General features: G+C 46.3%; 18 protein-coding genes. 8 read left to right on the forward strand and 10 right to left on the reverse strand.

Features of this window, described 5'->3' with window-relative positions; genetic code table 11:
• Positions 1-116: 116 nt before the first annotated feature.
• From yjjX to Q4Q57_RS11905, 3 genes are all read left to right on the forward strand, one after another.
• Entirely contained in the window at positions 117-677 is a 561-nt protein-coding gene (gene yjjX, locus Q4Q57_RS11895) for an inosine/xanthosine triphosphatase (protein ID WP_311890942.1), read from the forward strand.
• Positions 678-681: 4 nt separating this feature from the next.
• Entirely contained in the window at positions 682-1,725 is a 1,044-nt protein-coding gene (locus Q4Q57_RS11900) for a bifunctional helix-turn-helix transcriptional regulator/GNAT family N-acetyltransferase (protein WP_311890943.1), read from the forward strand.
• 239 nt (positions 1,726-1,964) lie between these two features.
• A complete protein-coding gene (locus Q4Q57_RS11905) occupies positions 1,965-4,421 on the forward strand; it encodes an ankyrin repeat domain-containing protein (RefSeq protein WP_311890944.1) in 2,457 nt (818 codons plus the stop codon).
• Between the two features lie 194 nt (positions 4,422-4,615).
• Here Q4Q57_RS11905 and Q4Q57_RS11910 read toward each other — a convergent pair whose 3' ends face one another.
• Both Q4Q57_RS11910 and Q4Q57_RS11915 read right to left on the reverse strand, forming a co-directional pair.
• A complete protein-coding gene (locus Q4Q57_RS11910; protein ID WP_311890945.1) occupies positions 4,616-5,806 on the reverse strand; it encodes a serine hydrolase domain-containing protein in 1,191 nt (396 codons plus the stop codon).
• A 252-nt stretch (positions 5,807-6,058) separates the two neighbouring features.
• A complete protein-coding gene (locus tag Q4Q57_RS11915) occupies positions 6,059-6,304 on the reverse strand; it encodes a hypothetical protein (RefSeq protein WP_311890946.1) in 246 nt (81 codons plus the stop codon).
• A 238-nt stretch (positions 6,305-6,542) separates the two neighbouring features.
• Between Q4Q57_RS11915 and Q4Q57_RS11920 the strand changes: the two genes are divergently transcribed.
• Positions 6,543-6,860 carry an ankyrin repeat domain-containing protein gene (locus Q4Q57_RS11920; protein WP_261272233.1) on the forward strand — a complete coding sequence of 106 codons (318 nt, stop codon included), beginning with the start codon at positions 6,543-6,545 and terminating at the stop codon, positions 6,858-6,860.
• A gap of 281 nt (positions 6,861-7,141) precedes the next feature.
• Entirely contained in the window at positions 7,142-7,537 is a 396-nt protein-coding gene (locus tag Q4Q57_RS11925; protein ID WP_107949014.1) for a hypothetical protein, read from the forward strand.
• A 96-nt stretch (positions 7,538-7,633) separates the two neighbouring features.
• Here the strand turns inward: Q4Q57_RS11925 and nqrF are convergent, their stop codons facing one another.
• From nqrF to Q4Q57_RS11955, 6 genes are all read right to left on the reverse strand, one after another.
• A complete protein-coding gene (nqrF, locus tag Q4Q57_RS11930) occupies positions 7,634-8,851 on the reverse strand; it encodes an NADH:ubiquinone reductase (Na(+)-transporting) subunit F (protein ID WP_126492686.1) in 1,218 nt (405 codons plus the stop codon).
• 77 nt (positions 8,852-8,928) lie between these two features.
• Positions 8,929-9,537 carry an NADH:ubiquinone reductase (Na(+)-transporting) subunit E gene (nqrE, locus tag Q4Q57_RS11935; RefSeq protein WP_006080315.1) on the reverse strand — a complete coding sequence of 203 codons (609 nt, stop codon included), beginning with the start codon at positions 9,535-9,537 and terminating at the stop codon, positions 8,929-8,931.
• Positions 9,538-9,546: 9 nt separating this feature from the next.
• Positions 9,547-10,167, reverse strand: a complete 621-nt coding sequence (locus Q4Q57_RS11940) for an NADH:ubiquinone reductase (Na(+)-transporting) subunit D (protein WP_028761892.1) — start codon at positions 10,165-10,167, stop codon at positions 9,547-9,549.
• Positions 10,164-10,970 carry a Na(+)-translocating NADH-quinone reductase subunit C gene (locus Q4Q57_RS11945; protein WP_006080313.1) on the reverse strand — a complete coding sequence of 269 codons (807 nt, stop codon included), beginning with the start codon at positions 10,968-10,970 and terminating at the stop codon, positions 10,164-10,166. The genes Q4Q57_RS11940 and Q4Q57_RS11945 overlap by 4 nt, the downstream gene beginning before the upstream one ends.
• On the reverse strand, positions 10,960-12,168 hold the full coding sequence (locus tag Q4Q57_RS11950) for an NADH:ubiquinone reductase (Na(+)-transporting) subunit B (RefSeq protein ID WP_311890947.1): 1,209 nt from the start codon (positions 12,166-12,168) through the stop codon (positions 10,960-10,962). Before Q4Q57_RS11950 ends, Q4Q57_RS11945 begins: the two co-directional genes overlap by 11 nt.
• Positions 12,168-13,541 (reverse strand): Na(+)-translocating NADH-quinone reductase subunit A, encoded by a 1,374-nt coding sequence (locus Q4Q57_RS11955; protein ID WP_071938532.1) that lies wholly within the window; start codon positions 13,539-13,541, stop codon positions 12,168-12,170. Before Q4Q57_RS11955 ends, Q4Q57_RS11950 begins: the two co-directional genes overlap by 1 nt.
• A 454-nt stretch (positions 13,542-13,995) precedes the next feature.
• On the opposite strand from Q4Q57_RS11955, the gene Q4Q57_RS11960 reads away from it, so the two are divergent.
• From Q4Q57_RS11960 to Q4Q57_RS11970, 3 genes are all read left to right on the forward strand, one after another.
• A complete protein-coding gene (locus Q4Q57_RS11960; RefSeq protein WP_311890948.1) occupies positions 13,996-15,036 on the forward strand; it encodes an NADP(H)-dependent aldo-keto reductase in 1,041 nt (346 codons plus the stop codon).
• Positions 15,037-15,399: 363 nt separating this feature from the next.
• Positions 15,400-16,173, forward strand: a complete 774-nt coding sequence (gene ompV / locus Q4Q57_RS11965; RefSeq protein ID WP_311890949.1) for an outer membrane protein OmpV — start codon at positions 15,400-15,402, stop codon at positions 16,171-16,173.
• Between the two features lie 21 nt (positions 16,174-16,194).
• Positions 16,195-16,653 carry a CC0125/CC1285 family lipoprotein gene (locus Q4Q57_RS11970; protein ID WP_006080308.1) on the forward strand — a complete coding sequence of 153 codons (459 nt, stop codon included), beginning with the start codon at positions 16,195-16,197 and terminating at the stop codon, positions 16,651-16,653.
• Between the two features lie 146 nt (positions 16,654-16,799).
• Here the strand turns inward: Q4Q57_RS11970 and Q4Q57_RS11975 are convergent, their stop codons facing one another.
• Both Q4Q57_RS11975 and Q4Q57_RS11980 read right to left on the reverse strand, forming a co-directional pair.
• A complete protein-coding gene (locus Q4Q57_RS11975; protein WP_311890950.1) occupies positions 16,800-18,092 on the reverse strand; it encodes an ATP-binding protein in 1,293 nt (430 codons plus the stop codon).
• Positions 18,089-18,793 carry a response regulator transcription factor gene (locus Q4Q57_RS11980; protein ID WP_311890951.1) on the reverse strand — a complete coding sequence of 235 codons (705 nt, stop codon included), beginning with the start codon at positions 18,791-18,793 and terminating at the stop codon, positions 18,089-18,091. The genes Q4Q57_RS11975 and Q4Q57_RS11980 overlap by 4 nt, the downstream gene beginning before the upstream one ends.

Raw genomic sequence — 18,793 nt, forward strand, 5'->3', positions numbered from 1 at the left:
CTGAGCTTCGCCGACGACTGTGGCAGAATAGAAAACCCAAACACTTAGACACCTCATACCATTTAAGCAATGATTCAAACGAGCGTCTACATTAAAAGCCGAATTAAATAACTTATATGCAACAAAACATCATCAAGATAACAGTGGGTTCTCAAAACCCGGTAAAAATCAACGCGGCAACTAACGCCATGGCACAACTGTTCCCCGACAGCATAATAGAAGCCAGTGGTATGGATGCGCCTTCAGGTGTTGCGGCGCAGCCAATGACAGATAAAGACACTCGCCAAGGGGCGATTAATCGGGTGCGCTATTGTCAACAGCAGGTTCAACAAGATACTCAGGCCGACTACTATTTTGCGATGGAAGGCGGTGTCGATTGTTTCGACTTTGGCCCAGCCACATTCGCCTATATCGCCATAGGGCATAAAGATCAGCTTGCCATTGGCCGCAGCGCAATTTTACCTCTGCCAATGCAGGTTTATCGGGCATTAGAAGCGGGTGAAGAACTCGGACATGTGATGGATAGATTGTTCAATACTATCAATATTAAACAAAAAGGCGGTGCCATAGGCCTGCTCACCCACGGCCACGCCACCCGTGAAAGCAATTATACCCAAGCGATTATTCTCGCCATGGCGCCGCTATTAAATCCCGATATTTACGTACAGAATTGTTAGTAACATGTTGCAAGCGCAGTTGAAGCCCGCTAACTTAGTTGTGACATGCAACCAAATCCATTCGACTATGGCTCAAACAGACGCACCATCGACTCCAGTTATGCCTATGACTCACGCTAAGCAAACGGCGGAGTCAGGCTCATCCGCCCAACTTAGGCATTTATCTCGCTATCTGGTGAGAAATTTAGGCATGCTCAACGCCGCCTTTGGGGATCTCCCCTTATCACCCGTGCAAGCCCACGCCCTGTTTGAGATAGGTAAGCAGCCCCTGACCATCAAAGAGCTGGCCTGCAAACTCAGCATAGATAAGTCCAATGCGAGCCGAGCGATTAAGCATCTGATTGATAAAAATCTTGCCCAGAGTCAAATACACCCACGGGACAGTCGCTGTTTAGTGGTACAACTCACACCCGCAGGGAAGAAGTTACTCCTGAAATTAGATACTCAACAAAATCAATTATTTCAAGAAATCTTAGCCCAACTGACCCCAGCACAAACCTCACAAATCGAAGAGGCGCTCATGTTGTATAACCAAGCCGTACATAACGCCAAACACCAAAGTGGCTGCCACATTCGCCAAGCCACTGCCCAAGATGATGCCGCAATTGCCAAAGTCATCCGCGATGTCTCAGCCGAATATGGCTTAACCGCAGATAAAGGTTATAGCGTGGCGGACCCGACCTTAGATTGCCTAAGCCAGATTTACTCCCAAGCGGGCGCCAACTATTGGATTATTGAATTAGAGGGGCGCATTTTAGGCGGCGCCGGTATTGCGCCGTTAGCTAACAATGATGGCGTCTGCGAACTGCAAAAAATGTACTTTATGCCCGAAATCCGCGGTAAAGGCTTAGCTAAACGTTTAGCGCTGCTGGCACTCGATTTCGCCCGTGAAACGGGTTATCAAAGCTGCTATTTAGAAACCACCGCTGTACTAAATGAAGCCGTAAAACTCTATGAGAAATTGGGCTTTGTGCATCTGTCGGCTCCCCTAGGGAACACAGGCCACGACGCCTGCGAAATGCCTATGCTGCTAGAACTTAATCAATAGAATACACAGCAAAATTTAAACAGAAGTCACAATGCCAAACAGCCATGATTAAGCATGTTTGGCATTATCAATTTGTATCAGCAAATGTTATTCAGCAAGATGATTTAAATTATCAGTCTTAGGGCATAGTTTTTCTTAACTTAATTGCATTAAAATATGGCAATTTTACCTCGCTCAATTTTTAATAAATTGAAAGGTGCTTGATACCATTTTGTTAACGGCATTAAATAGGGAACATTATGCTCAGTTGGATTTTTAGTGATAAGAAACTCACACTTCGGGAAATATGCCTCGATAACACGCTTTCGACCTCGGCTAAAATAAAGAAAGTTGATCAATTTCTTGCCGATAGTGGAAATCTCAACTTTATTGATCTCAATATTTCGCCCTGCAATATATTAGTTCCACTATCTTGCAGTCCTCAGTCCGATTTAGTGCTTATAAAATACTTGCTCAGCAAAGGTGCTAAAATCGAATGTAATGGTTTCAGTGCCTTGCATTCGGCTATTGAATATAACAACTCTGAACTCGTTACCCTATACCTAGACTCTGGTGCCAATCTTTACTTTCAAAATCAATACAATAATTGCTGGCTCAACTATCTATTCCATCCTAATCCGCAGTATATCTATCAGGATCATCAACGTAGAGATATGATAGATCTTCTACTTGCAGCTAAGTTAGACATCAATAAACCGGTGAGTTTCTGGACCAATGGTGAAGTAAACCACCCGCTAGAAATATTATATGATGAACGAAGTAAAGATCTATTCCTGCATATCATCAATAAAGACATCCCATTAGAAATAGGTAAATTAAGTCTAATTGAAAATATTATTTTTTCGAGTGGATTTTGGGGGGTTGAAGCCTTTGCTCCTTTAGTAAAACGCTTTCCTGAATATAAAAAGTCCCGTTATATTATGGCAAATGACAGTAGCTTCTGGGACGATGCCAATTTACTCGAGCTTTGTGTTTATGCTAAATCACAAGAATATACTGAATATCTGCTAGACCATTATCCGCAGCTCAAAGCCGACTCCCACGCCAAAAGTTTAGTCTATGCGGCATTGACCTCAGAATTTGACCTTAGGATTATCGAAAAACTAATTAAGGCCACCGTCGATATCAATCGCATCTATAGGATGGCTCCGCCCGAGGCCGACCATTCCCCCTTGCTCAACCAATATCTTGATCACGCCAAATTTACCGATGTAAACAAACGGAATTACATCTATCAAGCCCTTGAACTCTTGCTCAAATATGGCGCTAATCCTAATGCCGAATTTGTGAATACGGGTAAAGCCTATGAGATGTTAGTCTGGTCGAACTTACGACTACTGATTTATCCCATGGTCGAAAACAAAACCTTTCTGCCCGAGTTCCTCGATCTGTTCCTGCAATATGGCATGGATATCAATAAAAAATTTGGTGCGGTGGATGAACCGACCTTACTCACCCTCTGCCAGCGTGGTTCAGGTAAAGAAGATCAAGCAACACTTATTCAAGTGATGGAATATCTGCTCACCAAGGGGCTGGATTTAAGCCTCACCAATATCTACAACACTAACTATGTGTCTGCGGCGGCTATCTCCTGTCGAACCCAACTACTTGAATGGCTTATTAACCAAGGCGGGGATATTTTTACCCATTGCGGCCATGATAACTCGCCCATTCTACACAAGGCGATTTCGACCTACTGGTGGGATCAAATCACTGGCCCCATGCGACGTAATACTGTGGAACTCTTACTGCGCCACGGAGCTAAAATTGAAGAATTCTCAGTGGATGAGCAATTTACGCCACTCATGTGCGCCAGTTACTACGGCGCACAGTCCTGCGTAGAGGCGCTACTCGAACATGGCGCCAATCCTAATGCCATCAATGCCGAAGACACCACCCCCGCCCTTTGCGCTGTGATAGGTGGCAGTTCAATCGAGTTCCCCCGCTTTGAATCAACGGCGGTGCGGATCTTAAGACGATTGCAACAATATGGCGCCAACTTAACAACTGAGAACTGCCGCGGCAATAGCCCGCTGATAGCGGCTATTGAGCATGAATATAAAGAGATTTTCGAAGCGCTGCTGCAAATAGCCTCCTACAGTGAAACTCAGCTTAAGCGAGCACTCGAAGTCGCGGAGCCAGAAAGCTATTTCAGCCGTCGCCTGCTACAACATATTAATGGCGAAACAATGCAACAGCCGACTCAAGTTCAGGCGCAGACTGAAACTAAACCTATATCAAATATGCAGACAACCGAGACGGCAGATGATAACGCTCCTGCTGGCCAACCAGATATAGTGTCTAAAAAGGCCAAATTAGAGATAAGTAATGCGGCTTCAGATAAAAACCAAATCCCAACGCTGTTTGATCTCAAAACCAAAGTGCAGAGCTTCTTTAAACTTATCGCAAAGGATCCCGATATCACTGTCGCCCAATTTAAAGGCATAGAAGAACAGCTCGATCTGCTGATTGAAAAACTGAATGATTTTAGCTTTTTCCGCAATCAGGCCACCCAAGCGGAGTTTGAAGAAAGCGTGCAGGAATATATCGATGATACGGTCGATGAGATAAACAAGTTAATCGAGGATGATTATCCCGCCCTAACCGAAGCTTTAGTCGATTCAGTCTGGACGATTTTGCAGTACTTTAGGGTTGATATCGAAATTGAAACCGCACTGAGAAAGCGCTTCTGGTAACGATTAGCACCTACTTTGGGTAGCGGTTAGCACCTTAACTGCCAACGAGAACCAAGAGTAAAGCCCCAATTTTGGGGCTTTACTCTTTCGAGGTTAACGCTAACAAAAAGTGACGCTTTGGATACGGATATAGGCAGACTTAGCGGCCTATCAGCCAGCATAATGGCGAAAGCTAAGGTTTAAATATCAGAGGCTTAAACATCAGAGGCTTTAGCACGCAGTAACTGGCTACGGATGACTTGGCGAATCTGATTATGCAGTTCAAATACTCGGTTACGATCGTTAAGGTTTAGCGATAGGTTTTCCAGCATCACCAGATCCAAATTAAATTCAGGATAATGCAGCGTCATCGACATATAGCCAGAAACATAACCCGTATGACTGTATTCGACTAGGCCATCGTCCTTATTGATCCTCACCCCATAGCCATAGCGCATATTCGGCCATAAAAATTGGATCCCGGTATACGCCGTAGTCATACGTTGATAACTCTCTGTACTCAGCAACTTGCCAGAATGTAATAGATGCTGAAAGGCGGCATAGGTGGGCGCTGAGGTAATCAATCCCCCTGCGGGCAATAAAGTTTCATCAATCACTAAGTCAGCAGGGGCAATTACCTCACTTTCCTGTAAACCTACGGCGAGTGAAGGCACTTTGGCGTGAATCGCCTCAATACTGCCAAGCTCAGCACTCAGGCCATTAAGCTGGTATCGCGTTGCAAACTGCGCTACTTGCTTGGCAAAGGATTGTTGATTTATCTTCTCAAGCACTTGCCCAAGCAGTGAATAACCCAAATTAGAGTATTCAAATTGGCTTCCGGGCTCAAAGCGATTGGCCTTACCCAGTTTATCGACACCCGATGTATGAGTCAGCAGTTGATGCAGCGTAATCCGCGTGTCATAACGACTGGGGTTCAAAACACTCGTATTTGTGGCCGCTTCAGTGGCTTTTAGCCCCCTAGCTTCCACGTCAAGATCGCCAAAAAGGTAATGATTTAGCGTTTGATTTAAATCGAGTTTCCCCGTATCAAGTGCCTGCAACACTAGCGTTGCGGTAATTTGTTTAGAGAGCGATGCCATCACAAAGCGCGAGTCTTGATTGATACCTTCGCCCTTTTGCAGTTCAAGCTGCGGCTTGCCCTGCTCAAGCAGGATAACACTGCCACTCAATGGCTGCGGCGAATCCTTTATTGCGGTTTGGATTAAGGTCTTAATCTCTGCCGACTTTGAGACAGAGGATGCGGTTTGGCTTTCAACGGCAATCGAATTACTGCCTTGCCCGATTTGCTCTTGTTCAGCACCTGTTTCTAATAACAGACCAAAACTATTGGCACTTGGGAATAATAAAAAACCAGTCAACAGGGTACTGATAACACTCAAACGCATGGGTTATCCTTAACGTAATTAACAAATAATGCTCCTTGCTAGAAAAAAGCAAGCTTATCACAAGCGCTTTTTATGGATAATACAATTTAATCTTTACAATTGAATTATAAAAGAAATATTCCATATAAAAAAGACACAACAAAGTGATACCTAGGGCGACGAAGCTAATCCGAGCAGTATAAACCATGTGGCAGTCTGCCCCAGTTTGTAGACTGAATATCTCAAGTTGCAGCGAATACACATTCAAAATGGCTATAAAACGACAATAGTAATAATTATCGCACCTAACATATATAAGCCTGCAGAAAGTGATATCGATTTTAGTGGGCTAAACTCCTCAACTTCCAACGTCTGTATATCTTCAATTTTGACTAGTTGCCCTTCTCCCTCGATCTGCTGTTCCGTTGCACTTTCGACTTGAAATTCCATTTGTTCGCCAGATATTGTGGTGACTTTGACCTTTTCACCTATGTAGCTGGATACCGATTGAGAATCCAATTTAACTTCATTGAGTGAAGAGCATGCGCAGAGGGAGAAACAGATAAGTGATACTACTGCTCACTTTTTCAAACAAGCCTCCTATCCTACAACTATTACATCCATGATAAGTTATACCTGTAGACATAAGCATTTAGGTATATGCTACTCAGCTTACGGAGTTTCGCCCACAAGTTAAAGAAACCTAGACTAAATCCACTTAAATTAAATCCTTTGGATGAGGTTAAATAGCGATCAAATGAGCACTGAACTCATCGATGCGGTTAAAGCCAAAGATACGCTTGCTGTTAAGCGCATTATTGCCAATGGCGCTAATCTTGAAGGCGTGGACGATGGCGGGATGACGGCACTCTTGCATGCCTGTGAGTTGCAGTCTTTTGAACTGCTCAAATTATTGGTGGATGCGGGGGCCGATGTAAATCATCCAAACTCGCAGGGGTATCATCCGCTCGATATTGCTTACTGGCATGGTGAGTTTCGCATGGGATGCTATACCGCTGAGAGTGAGCGCATGGTGAGTTATTTAACGCGCCATGGTGGTAAATCCTTTAGCTAGGTGATGAAGCCCCACGACCTTGATTCACCTCGGCCGAAAGGCCGCAATCGAAAGATGGGACACAACGGTCAGGGTCAAACGTCTGACGCGATAGCATAAGTACGCTTTATGCCCAAGGCGCTTTCAACTTCGTTAGGGGCATCTTGGCTGATATGAAGGTACCTATCCTTAAAGCAACCTCAATTACTGTTCACTTGAACGTAAGCCGAAAGCGGATTATGTTGTTGATTTTAAATGACTGGTAAAATTGTCGATTTGATTATCTGTTCTAAGGAGAGAGCATGTTCTTTACATTACTGCTTATTACATTTGCACTATCTATAACCGTTTCATTTCTTGTTGTTTCGATTTTCAAAAGACCACTAGGAGAAATATTTTCTCGAATAATTCAAGATTCAATAAGTGCCGCTTGGCAAAAATATATTATTTTTGCCACATACGTTGTGGGTATTTCTGGTGGAGTTAGAATTTATGATTTAGAACGCTACATTACCGCTCGACATAAAGATGTTGAAATTCTACAGCTAACTCTAGAACGTTGGACTATTGAGATCTATCGGACAATTATTGAAACTTTACAAAGTATCGCATGGATGTACCTTATCGTATTCATATTTGCCCTTATCGCATATGTCATTGTTAGAGGCTTTGAACTTAAAAACGCTAACAAGCAATAAACAAAACTCGCGTTAAGTTGCCTTAACGCGAGTTTTTAGTTTCAAACTTTAACCGCTAATTGAAGCTCTGATTAAGTTCTAGCTTAAGTTTAACGGCTAATCACCAAAGTCATCGAGTAAGATGTTTTCTGGTTCAACACCTAGGCTTTCGAGCATCTTAATTACTGAGGAGTTCATGATTGGAGGACCACACATGTAGTACTCGCAGTCTTCTGGTGCCTTATGATTTTTAAGATAATTCTCATAAATCACATTATGGATAAAGCCAGTGTAGCCCGTCCAATTATCCTCAGGCAATGGCTCAGATAACGCCACATGCCAAACGAAGTTATCATTCTCGGCCGCTAGAGCATCGAAATCCGCTTGGTAAAACACTTCACGGGTCGAACGAGCGCCGTACCAGAAGCTCATTTTACGTGTGGTTTTCTTACTCTTAAGCTGATCGAAAATGTGTGAACGCATAGGTGCCATGCCCGCACCGCCACCGATAAACACCATTTCCGCATCGGTTTCCTTCACAAAGAACTCACCGAATGGCCCTGAAATGGTCACTGTATCGCCCGCTTTCAGGTTGAAGATGTAAGATGACATCTTACCCGCAGGCACATTGGCCGATGGCGGCGTCGCAATCCGCACGTTCAGCATAATGCGGCCCTTTTCATCGGGATAGTTGGCCATAGAGTAAGCGCGCAACACTTCTTCGTTGACGGTAGAGACAATGTCAAACAGGCCGTATTTATCCCAATCACCACGGTATTTTTCAGGAATATCAAAGTCGGCGTATTTCACCACATGGGCTGGCGCTTCAATTTGAATATAACCCCCCGCTTTAAAGCGAACATCTTCACCTGCGGGTAACTCAAGCAATAACTCCTTGATAAAAGTCGCCTTGTTATCGTTAGAGATCACCAGACATTGCCACTTCTTCACCCCAAAGATTTCTTCGTCGAGCTCAAGTTCCATATCGGTTTTCACTGAGACTTGGCAGGCGAGACGACAACCTTCTTTAGCCTCTTTCTTGGTGATATGGCCCATTTCAGTCGGCAGAATATCACCGCCGCCCGCTTTGATTTTCACTCGGCACTGACCACAGGTTCCGCCGCCACCACAGGCTGACGGAATAAAAATACTCTGACTCGCCAAGGCGCCGAGTAACTTGTCACCCGCCGCAACTTGAATGCTTTTTTCGGCATCTTCGTTGATGCTGATCGTCACTTCACCCGTAGCCACTAATTGCTTTTTGGCGATTAGAATCACTATCACCAATAGACAGACCACTAGCGTGAACATGCCTATGCCAATTGCCATTTCCATCGTATTACCCTTTTCTAGCTCTTTTCTAAAAAGAATCTGGTTTCACTTTCTCAACTCTTGGCTCGCCTACTCTAGCTTTACAGCGAGATCCCAGAGAAAGACATAAAGCCCAGCGCCATCAAGCCTGTTGTGATAAAGGTGATACCAATACCTTGTAAGCCTTCGGGAATCGCGTTGAATTTCATTCTTTCGCGCAGTCCCGCCAGCAGCACAATCGCCACCGCCCAGCCAAGACCCGACCCCATAGCAAACACCACTGACTCACCGAAGTTGTAATCACGGTTCGCCATAAAGATCACCCCAGCAAAAATCGCGCAGTTCACTGTGAGCAAAGGTAAGAAGATCCCAAGGGAGTCATACAGGCTAGGAATGTACTTATCCAAAAACATTTCAAGGATTTGCACTAATGCCGCAATCACACCGATGAAAGTGATCAGTTGCAGGTAACTTAAATCGATACCGGGTAATCCCGCCCAAGACAGCGCGCCAGGCGCGAGCACTTTGACGTAAATTATCTGGTTTAACGGCACGGCTAAGGTCATCACCACTATCACGGCTACACCTAAACCAAAGGCAGTTGACACCTTTTTAGACACGGCCAAGAAAGTACACATGCCTAAGAAGAACGACAGCGCCATGTTGTCGATAAAAGTGGCCTGCAAAAATAGATTTATATAGTGTTCCATATCTGCTCCTTAACCCCGTTTCCGCTGGATCACATTGATAGTCCAGATCAGCACACCAATCAGGAAGAAGGCACTCGGTGGTAACTTGAACATCTCGTTTGGCAAGTACCAACCGCCGTTTTCAATGGTGGTGAACACAGGGTGACCGAATAAATTACCTGTCCCTAGCAGCTCGCGTACAAAGGCGACGCTGATCAAAATCAAGCCATAACCTGTCGCATTACCGAGCGCATCGACGACCGCTAAATGCGGTGGATACTTCATGGCGAAGGCTTCTGCGCGGCCCATGATGATACAGTTAGTGATAATTAACCCAACGAATACAGAAAGTTGCTTAGATAACTCATAGGCCACGTCCTGCAGTACCATGTCGACAATAATCACCAAGGAGGCGATAACCGTCATCTGCGCGATAATGCGCACACTGGTCGGGATAAAGTTACGGATGGCAGAGATAATCAGGTTAGAAAACACCAACACAAAGGTCACTGCGAGCGTCATCACCACAGCGGTTTGCATTGAGTTACTGACCGCCAGCGCCGAACATACGCCCAGCACTTGCATCGCGACGGGGTTATTGGCAAACACTGGCCCCGTTAACATGTCACGCATGGATAAAGTGTTGCTCATTTTGCCTCTCCCAACTCACCTTGCAATTCACCCTGCGCGGCCGTCGCTTTCAGCTGATTGAAGAAGGTTTGAAAACCCTCAACCCCAAACCAAAACTCCATTGCGCGCTGCACGCCGCGGCCTGTCATGGTCGCGCCACTCACAGCATCGACACCGTGGACATCGCCTTCTTTAGCGCCGCCTTTAACGAGGCGCATAGCAAATTTGCCTTTTTCATCAAATAATTGCTTACCCTTCCACAGCGATAACCAATGGGGATCCGTTACAAAGTCACCGATACCTGGGGTTTCACCGTGCTCGTACACCACTAGCCCTTTAATGGTGTTGAAATCGGGTTCAACCGCCACATAGCCGTAAATCATCGACCACAGACCTTTACCGTAAAAAGGCACAACCACACTGTCTAACTTGCCATCGGCATCGAGCACTTTAAATACGCGGGCATCGTTCGCACGGGTTTTAATCTTGGCGATGTCCTTTTTCGGTGCGCTTGAGGTCTCAGGATTAATCGCCGCCATACGCTCATCGAAATCGAGCACGTTAGCGTCTGAGTCCACCTTACCTGTGTCTAGGTTGATCAATAATGGCTTAACCGATTTAGCGAAAATATCCCTAAAATCAGTGTTCTGACCTAAGTTCACATCGGCTGCCATCAACACATAACGCTTCACTTCGTCACGTTTTTTGGCGACTTTACGTTCTTTCAAAATGCCTGCAGTGCCTGTGATCATAAACGAGCACAGGAGGCAGAGCGTGATGGTGAAGATCATGGTCCCCACCACAGTATCTTTCTTAAAGACCATGACGTTTTAATCTCCGTTTGATGTTGGCGCGGGCCACCAGATAATCGAACAGCGGCGCCCAAAGGTTGGCGAACAGAATGGCTAACATCACGCCCTCAGGCATTTTGGGGTTAGCGACACGGATAAGCACTGTCATAAAACCAATCAAGGCACCGTAGGCAAATTTGCCTTGGCGAGTGTAGGAAGTGGTCACAGGATCGGTGGCCATAAACATCATCGCCAGCGCAAAACCGCCAGTGACTAGATGCCAAGTCCACGGCATTGCCATCATTTCATTGCTGCTAGAACCGATGTAATTACAAAGCGTTGCAGTCGCTATCATGCCCAGCAACACACCAAGCACAATGCGCCAATCCGCTAAACGGCTGATCAGCAGTAATGAACCACCGATCAAAATCGCTAAGGTACTGGTTTCGCCAATTGCGCCCACGGTGAAGCCAAAAAAGTTGTTCCACCAATTAGGATCGCTAAAGGCGCTAAACCAAGAGTAATCAGCAAAGCTCAGCTTGCCCGCTGCGGTTTGTGCCAGTGCAGTCGCACCAGAGAAACCATCAACGGCAACGAGCTGTTTAATGGTTGCAACTTCAGAGGGATAGGCGAAGTAGATAAAAGCCAAGCCCGCCAGCGCAGGGTTAAGGAAGTTATATCCCATGCCGCCAAACAGCTCTTTAGCCACAACCACACCAAAGGAAATCCCCATGGCCACCAGCCATAGCGGTGTCGATACTGGCAAAATTAAGGTAAATAGCAGGGCTGTAACGAAGAAGCCTTCGTGCAACTCTTGGCCGCGAACCCGCGCAAACACCACTTCCCAAAACAAACTGGTCAGCAGCGCCGTCAGGTAAATCGGCAGATAAAAACTAAGACCGTAGAGGAATAAACCCAATACCCCAGTGTCTTGGCTAAGGCCGCCAAACAGGGTATTAAAGATTTCTAACTTCCACACATCTGGGGTCGATAATCCGCCCGCGAGCGCAAGCTGCGCCTGTAGGCCAATGTTATATAGACCGAATAAAATGGCAGGCATTAAACACAAACCGACTAACGTCATGGTACGTTTCACGTCAATCGCGTCACGCACATGCACTTTACCCTTAGTGCTGCGGCCACTGGCAATGACGAGTGAACGCACAAAGCCCTTCATCGACTTACCCGTTGCGTAGTATTCTTCCTGTAAATCAGTAACTTGCTTAGTCATTAACCTTCCCTCTCGATAACATCTAGACAGGCACGTAATTCTTTACCAAAGTCATATTTGCCGGGACACACAAAAGTACACAGCGCCAGATCTTCTTCATCTAACTCCAATGCACCTAAGGCCTGCGCCTCATCGGTATCACGCACCACTAAGTCTCGAACGAGCAAGGTGGGTAAAATATCCAGTGGCATCACGCGATCTAGCTGACCAAAGGCCATCATGGCGCGGGCTGAACCGCCCTGATGGGTAGTGAATTCGAACAGCTTAGTGGCACCAAACAAACGTGATGTCACCGCGCGGGTAATAGAGAATTTATCCGAGCCACCCCGTACCCAAGAAAGTACATGGTGCTGCGCATCTTCGCTCAGCACTGACACTTGGTTGTGGAATCGGCCTAAAAAGTCATGCACACCAACCGCGGTATGGCCAGATAACACAGAGCCCGATACCACGCGGTTTTGGCCGGGTTTGATGTCATCACTGACTAAGGGACTTAACTCGGCGCCCAACTGAGTGCGCAGTAAACGCGGATTCAGCACGCTCGGGCCACCTAAGGCGACGATGCGGTCGGTATACAACTCACCGGTTTGGAATAATTTGCCGTAGGCAATCACGTCTTGATAACCGATATGCCATACCTGACGCTCTAAACTCACAGGTAGAATAAAGTGAATATGAGTGCCGACTAAACCTGCAGGATGAACCCCGTCAAAACGGCGCAGCTCAAGTTGCGGCAATGCCTCTTTCACAATCGCTTCGCCCTTATCCTGACACAGGTAAACCTTGCCCTCGGTTAAGCGGCTCAACACCAGCAAGCCAGCTTTAAAAGCTTCGGTTTGCTCGGCGATAATCAAACGGGGATCGGCGGCCAGTGGATTAGTATCAATTGCGGTAACAAAAATCCCTGCGGGCGTGCTATCGAGCGCAGGCACGCGCGAGAAAGGCCGCGTACGCAGTGCAGTCCATAGACCGCTTTTCACTAATTGCGCCTGAACGGTTGACCTTGCTAAAGCGGCGATGTCTTGATGGATTTCGAAGGAAATCTGTCCATCGCGGTTTTCGCCGTCATCACAACGAATGACAACCGATTGTAGAATTCGGCGCTCGCCGCGGTTAATCGCCACGACTTGGCCACTAGCGGGTGCAGTGAACAACACGCCCGGTGTTTTTTTATCTTCAAACAGGGCTTGGCCCTTTTGAACCCAATCGCCCTCTTCGACCAACATCGTCGGCTTAAGTCCAACGAATTCTTCACCCAGAACAGCCACTTGGGATGGCTTAGCACCGAGTTCAATGACCTGTCGTGGCTCGCCAGCAATCGGCAAGTCGAGGCCTTTTTTGATCGTTACAATTTGGTTTGAAAAATCTGCCATCACAAATATCAACCATGAAAAATTTTTAGATAAATTTAGGGTAGAGATTTGTTAACGCAGTTTCCGATATTGGCGTCACATTCCGCCGCAAATTCGTAAGTTAGATACGTAAATTTACGCAGTTTTGTGACACAGATTCACTTCCAAACTCGCCGCGATCTATAAATGTAGTTTTATAACAATTTATTCATAATTACGTCATTACTGATTTAGTCATACCTAAGGTTTACGAAAATAAGCCAAAATCCCCATTTCAGTGCAGCAAAGCGATAAAACCGTTAAAAGCGCGACTCAGAGAACAAACTTCAACCAATGGCATGCCTCAACATGGCGCAATACCACTTTGGGTACTGGCTATTTTTAACGCACTAACATTTCATCCTATGGTTTAACCTTTGCTTTACAGCAAAAGCTTGGTAGCCTCAAACTAAGAGAGTTTTCGTAGGAGAAACAGATGGAATACAGACGCATACCGCATTCTAATCTCGAGGTCAGCAAAATCTGTTTGGGCACTATGACTTGGGGCGAACAAAATACCCAAGCCGAAGCATTTGCACAGCTGGACTATGCCATAGGCAATGGCATCAACTTTATCGATACGGCAGAAATGTATCCCGTCCCACCTAAGCCCGAAACCCAAGGGGAAACAGAGCGTATTCTTGGGCAATATATTAAGGCTCGCGGCAACCGTGACGACCTAGTGATTGCCACTAAAATTGCCGCACCGGGTGGTAAGAGTGATTATATTCGCAAGAATATGGCGCTGGACTGGAACAATATCCATCAAGCGGTCGATGCGTCACTCGAGCGCCTGCAAATCGATACTATCGATCTCTACCAAGTTCATTGGCCCGACCGTAATACCAACTTCTTTGGTGAACTGTTTTACGAAGCGCAAGATCAAGAAACTCAAACCCCAATCCTCGAAACCCTAGAAGCCCTTGCCGAAGTGATCCGCCAAGGCAAAGTGCGCTATATAGGAGTGTCGAACGAAACGCCTTGGGGTTTAATGAAGTACCTGCAACTCGCCGAAAAACACGGCTTGCCGCGTATTGTGAGTGTGCAAAATCCCTATAACTTGCTCAATCGCAGCTTCGAAGTCGGCATGAGCGAAATCAGCCACCGTGAAGAGTTGCCGTTGCTCGCATACTCGCCCCTAGCCTTTGGTGCCCTAACCGGAAAATATTGCAACGACCAATGGCCCGAAGGTGCGCGCCTGACCTTGTTTAAGCGTTTCGCCCGTTACACAGGTTCGCAAATGGCTCTGGAGGCTACAAAAGCCTATGTCGATTTGGCCCGCGAGTTCAAACTCTCGCCCGCACAAATGGCGTTAGCTTTTGTTAACTCGCGTAAATTTGTTGGCTCAAATATCATTGGCGCCACGGACTTATATCAACTTAAAGAAAATATCGACAGCCTGAAAGTCACCTTATCGCCCGAGCTATTAGTGCGATTAAACGAACTGTCCGATAAATTCAGATTACCTTGCCCTTAGCCCCCGAATCTTAGCCCCTAGGCTTAGCCGGCTAAGTCGTTTGAATAACCAATAGCATCAGGCCAATACACCTGATGCTATTGATTTCTTTTAGCTAAACGCCGCTTTACCATTCTAAATATCGCCCTTTCATTGCATTTCGCTTTGGGTTAACGGCAAACCCTCTACCCCAAACTCTCTTGCACTGACCAAGCACAAAGCTATCGTATTACCCTCGTTAAACTCGCAGTAGCATGCTCAGCTCAATACCCTACAGCGGTCCTTCGACAAAATGCTTCAGGTTACATTCGGATACAGAGTCCTGTTAAGAACTGAAATATAGTGGCGCCACAGTCACTAGACAGATGTCTTAAGGATCAAAAAATGAAAAAACTTTGCTTTGTTATCACAAGTATTTTGATGTCGAGCCACGCGCTTGCTGAAAGCAATACCTACATTCGTAACGGTAATATCTATAGTCATCAAGATCAGTTTTTTGCTGGCGCAGGTGTTGCTACTGGCAGTCAATTTTATAAGGGTCAAGATCACCAGACAGGTGTCTACCTCAATGGCGGTTACCACGGTGAGGACTTCAACGCCGACCTGTCCGGTATCAACTACCGCTTTTTAGGCACCAACGACAGTGCCGTTAACTTCAGCATTTTTGTGGTTGCCAATCCAGGCTTTGATGCCAATGACGCCGATATTTTAACGGGCATGAAAGATCGCAAATTCAGTGGCGATCTGGGTTTAAACGCCGACATTCATTTAGGCACGGGCACGTTATCAACCAAATTCCAACACGATGTGACAAATGTTTATGATGGTTTTCAAGCTGATATCACCTACTACCATCCAATCAATCTGGGCTTTGGGGATCTGGTACCTTATGCGGGTGTGCACTATTTCAGTAAAGACTTCGCAAACTACTACACAGGTGTGCCGTCATCTGAAGCAACGGCGCAGCGCCCTGCTTATCAAGCCGACGGCACCTTTGCCTATAAGCTGGGTTACGCTTTGGTAATTCCAGTGACTAAGCATTTAGACATTACTCAAGCCACTGGTTACTCGCACATAGCTGCCAACATGGCTGACTCTCCGCTAATCGACAGTAGCAACCAGTGGGTTACTACTCTTGGCGTGAGCTATAGCTTCTAACTAACCTGACGAGACAAGACCATGACATCGATCAAAAAAACGTTTTTATGTGCTGGATTAGCCTTGATGCTTTCAGCTTGCGCCACTTCCTACGATACCGAAAAGCAATTTTGGTCTTTCGGTAAAGGCTTTGAAACCGCACAGATTGCACCCGATAGCTGGCAGATAAGCTTTGTTGGCAATACCAACACTGACCGCGCATTGGCCCGAAAGTACGTCATGCGTAAATCGGCTGAGTTATGCAAACAGGCTGGTTATAGCTACTTCACTTTCACTCGCGAACAAACCGATCGTGACGCAGTGGGCCAATTTGGGGTAGGAAAGAACAGCAGTAACGACATTTTGTGGGGGAGTTCGACGATGAATCAAGAAACTTCTGTCATGGTCGAAGTCACAGGTTTACATAGCAAACCTGAAAATACGAACTCACGTATCTACGACACGGATTACATACTTAACAATGTCGATGTGAAAGGTTAATTGCTCATTGAAACAGCACCAGCCTAGCTCCTAGGCTGGTGCTGGTTTATCGCTACATCGCGACATTGCTCGCTTTGTCTGATGGTTATGCAGCGTTAAAATCCAGTCTTAAACTCTTGCCTTAAACTCCGCTTTAAAATTCAGCGTTAAACTTCAGCCTTGAATTTTAGTGACATGCGAGCGCCACCGAGATCAGGAGAGCGTCCAATACGTAATGGGGCATTCATCCAGCAACCAATTCTATCGACAATCGCCAACCCCATACCATGACCGGAATTTCCACGACTGTGCTGACCACGCACAAAAGGCTTAATCACCTGCGCAGACTCCAGTTCGTCTATGCCTGGACCGTCATCGTCAACGTGTAACCAGGTCGCGCCCTCCTCGACTGCCAACGTCAGCCGAATCTTTGCCTTACCAAAACGCAGCGCATTATTGAGCAAATTATTTACCTGCATTGATAAGTACTTAGGGTCTGTCTTGATCTTGAGCGCTGTGGGATAGGGAACCAGTTCAACCGAAAAATCGGGGTACACTTGACCTTGATACTTTTCGAGCAACCAAGCATTGAGTTCAATCGACTGCCAATCGGGCTGGATATTCGCTTCATCGAGGCGGGCATAACTCAGCAGCGTCATCACCAAGTCTTCCATAGTGTCTAGATCGCGGTTCAAGCGCTGGAAATACTTCACTCTAAGCTGTTCGTTTTGGGTTTCTTCCAGCGCCTCAATGCCGAATCTTAGCCGTGCGATCGGAGTTTTTAAATCGTGAGAAACAGCTCGACTGAGCAGTTTGTTGTCATCGATCAATTGCTGAATACGATCCGCCATACGGTTGAATTCGCTTTCAATAGTACCTATGTACGACGTTTTTCTAACAGGAATTCTCTGCTGCAACTCCCCCATGCCAAACGCTTGGGTCGCCTGACTGAGATTAACCAACTGACGGATCAAGGGCGACACCCACACCAACAATATCAGCACCACACCACCATAAAAAAGCATGGTATACAGCTTATTCAAGTCAAACTTGCCATCGGTTGGCGTGACAATATCGGTATTGATGTTCAATACCTGCCCCGTTTTCGGCAGTAAATAATGCAAGGAGATACCGTCATCGGACTCCAGCAACAGCGATTCCCCGGCATAAAACGCGGTTTTTAGATCTGAGGGTAAAACGAAATCGGCTTCACTCGCTAAAGAGAGTTGCTCTGAATTTAGCTGGTTCCAGTTTGCAATAACACTCTGATTGTTAACGCTATCGTTATCGAACGTTTGCGCCAGTGTGCCGCCCAGCAGTTTTAATGCGGCGAGGTGAGAGGCTGGGGTTTGCGTGTCATTATCAGGATCTAGCAGACTGGCAAACTCGCTTATCGACCAACCTAGGCTGGCAATGGCCACCAGCACGACCAGCACCAGAGAAGTCATCAACTTCTTCATAAAGCTTGCTCACCTTCGTCGCGGCAAAAAAGGTATCCCTTGCCACGGATGGTTTTTACTTTATAGGGCTGACTCAACGCTTCCTGTAATTTCTTGCGTAAACGCGATATGCGAATATCAACTGAGCGATCTAGGCCGTCGTATTCAATGCCCCGCAGTTGAGCCACCAGTTCATTACGGCTGACAATCGTGCCCGCCTTCAATGCCAGTAGCCACAACACATCGAACTCATTGGCATTCAAATCCAGCGGCTGTTTATCGATAGTGGCCGATTTTGCCGTAGCATTGAGCACCAGCGAATCAAACACTAACTGTTGTTTTTGCTCCTCATCACCCACACGGCGTAACAGGGCTTTTATCCGCGCTAACAACACCTGTGGCCGGATCGGCTTTGTCAGGTAATCATCTGCCCCGACATCTAATCCGCGGATCTCATCCCCATCCTCAACACAAGCCGTCATAAAGAGAATCGGCCCAGCATAAAATGCTCTCGCTTCCTTACAGACATCGAAACCATTCTTAACGGGTAACATTACGTCGAGTAATACTAAGTCAGGGATCTCTTCGGCTATCATCTCTAAGGCAAAATCGCCTTGGCTGGCAACCGTGACTTCGTAACCGTGGTCGAGTAAATAATCACTGATCCATTCAGCCAGCGAGATATCGTCTTCGACCACTAAGATGTGTTTTTCAACTGACAT

The sequence above is a fragment of the Shewanella sp. SP2S2-6 genome (assembly GCF_031931965.1).
Classification (GTDB): Bacteria; Pseudomonadota; Gammaproteobacteria; order Enterobacterales; family Shewanellaceae; genus Shewanella; species Shewanella baltica.

What these genes read in the sequence shown, in the direction of transcription:
- yjjX (WP_311890942.1), top strand. Translation starts at nt 117, where the DNA reads ATGCAACAAAACATCATCAAGATAACAGTGGGTTCTCAAAACCCGGTA.
- Q4Q57_RS11900 (WP_311890943.1), top strand. Translation starts at nt 682, where the DNA reads ATGTTGCAAGCGCAGTTGAAGCCCGCTAACTTAGTTGTGACATGCAAC.
- Q4Q57_RS11905 (WP_311890944.1), top strand. Translation starts at nt 1,965, where the DNA reads ATGCTCAGTTGGATTTTTAGTGATAAGAAACTCACACTTCGGGAAATA.
- Q4Q57_RS11910 (WP_311890945.1), bottom strand. Translation starts at nt 5,806, where the DNA reads ATGCGTTTGAGTGTTATCAGTACCCTGTTGACTGGTTTTTTATTATTC.
- Q4Q57_RS11920 (WP_261272233.1), top strand. Translation starts at nt 6,543, where the DNA reads ATGAGCACTGAACTCATCGATGCGGTTAAAGCCAAAGATACGCTTGCT.
- Q4Q57_RS11925 (WP_107949014.1), top strand. Translation starts at nt 7,142, where the DNA reads ATGTTCTTTACATTACTGCTTATTACATTTGCACTATCTATAACCGTT.
- nqrF (WP_126492686.1), bottom strand. Translation starts at nt 8,851, where the DNA reads ATGGAAATGGCAATTGGCATAGGCATGTTCACGCTAGTGGTCTGTCTA.
- nqrE (WP_006080315.1), bottom strand. Translation starts at nt 9,537, where the DNA reads ATGGAACACTATATAAATCTATTTTTGCAGGCCACTTTTATCGACAAC.
- Q4Q57_RS11940 (WP_028761892.1), bottom strand. Translation starts at nt 10,167, where the DNA reads ATGAGCAACACTTTATCCATGCGTGACATGTTAACGGGGCCAGTGTTT.
- Q4Q57_RS11945 (WP_006080313.1), bottom strand. Translation starts at nt 10,970, where the DNA reads ATGGTCTTTAAGAAAGATACTGTGGTGGGGACCATGATCTTCACCATC.
- Q4Q57_RS11950 (WP_311890947.1), bottom strand. Translation starts at nt 12,168, where the DNA reads ATGACTAAGCAAGTTACTGATTTACAGGAAGAATACTACGCAACGGGT.
- Q4Q57_RS11955 (WP_071938532.1), bottom strand. Translation starts at nt 13,541, where the DNA reads ATGGCAGATTTTTCAAACCAAATTGTAACGATCAAAAAAGGCCTCGAC.
- Q4Q57_RS11960 (WP_311890948.1), top strand. Translation starts at nt 13,996, where the DNA reads ATGGAATACAGACGCATACCGCATTCTAATCTCGAGGTCAGCAAAATC.
- ompV (WP_311890949.1), top strand. Translation starts at nt 15,400, where the DNA reads ATGAAAAAACTTTGCTTTGTTATCACAAGTATTTTGATGTCGAGCCAC.
- Q4Q57_RS11970 (WP_006080308.1), top strand. Translation starts at nt 16,195, where the DNA reads ATGACATCGATCAAAAAAACGTTTTTATGTGCTGGATTAGCCTTGATG.
- Q4Q57_RS11975 (WP_311890950.1), bottom strand. Translation starts at nt 18,092, where the DNA reads ATGAAGAAGTTGATGACTTCTCTGGTGCTGGTCGTGCTGGTGGCCATT.
- Q4Q57_RS11980 (WP_311890951.1), bottom strand. Translation starts at nt 18,793, where the DNA reads ATGTCAGTTGAAAAACACATCTTAGTGGTCGAAGACGATATCTCGCTG.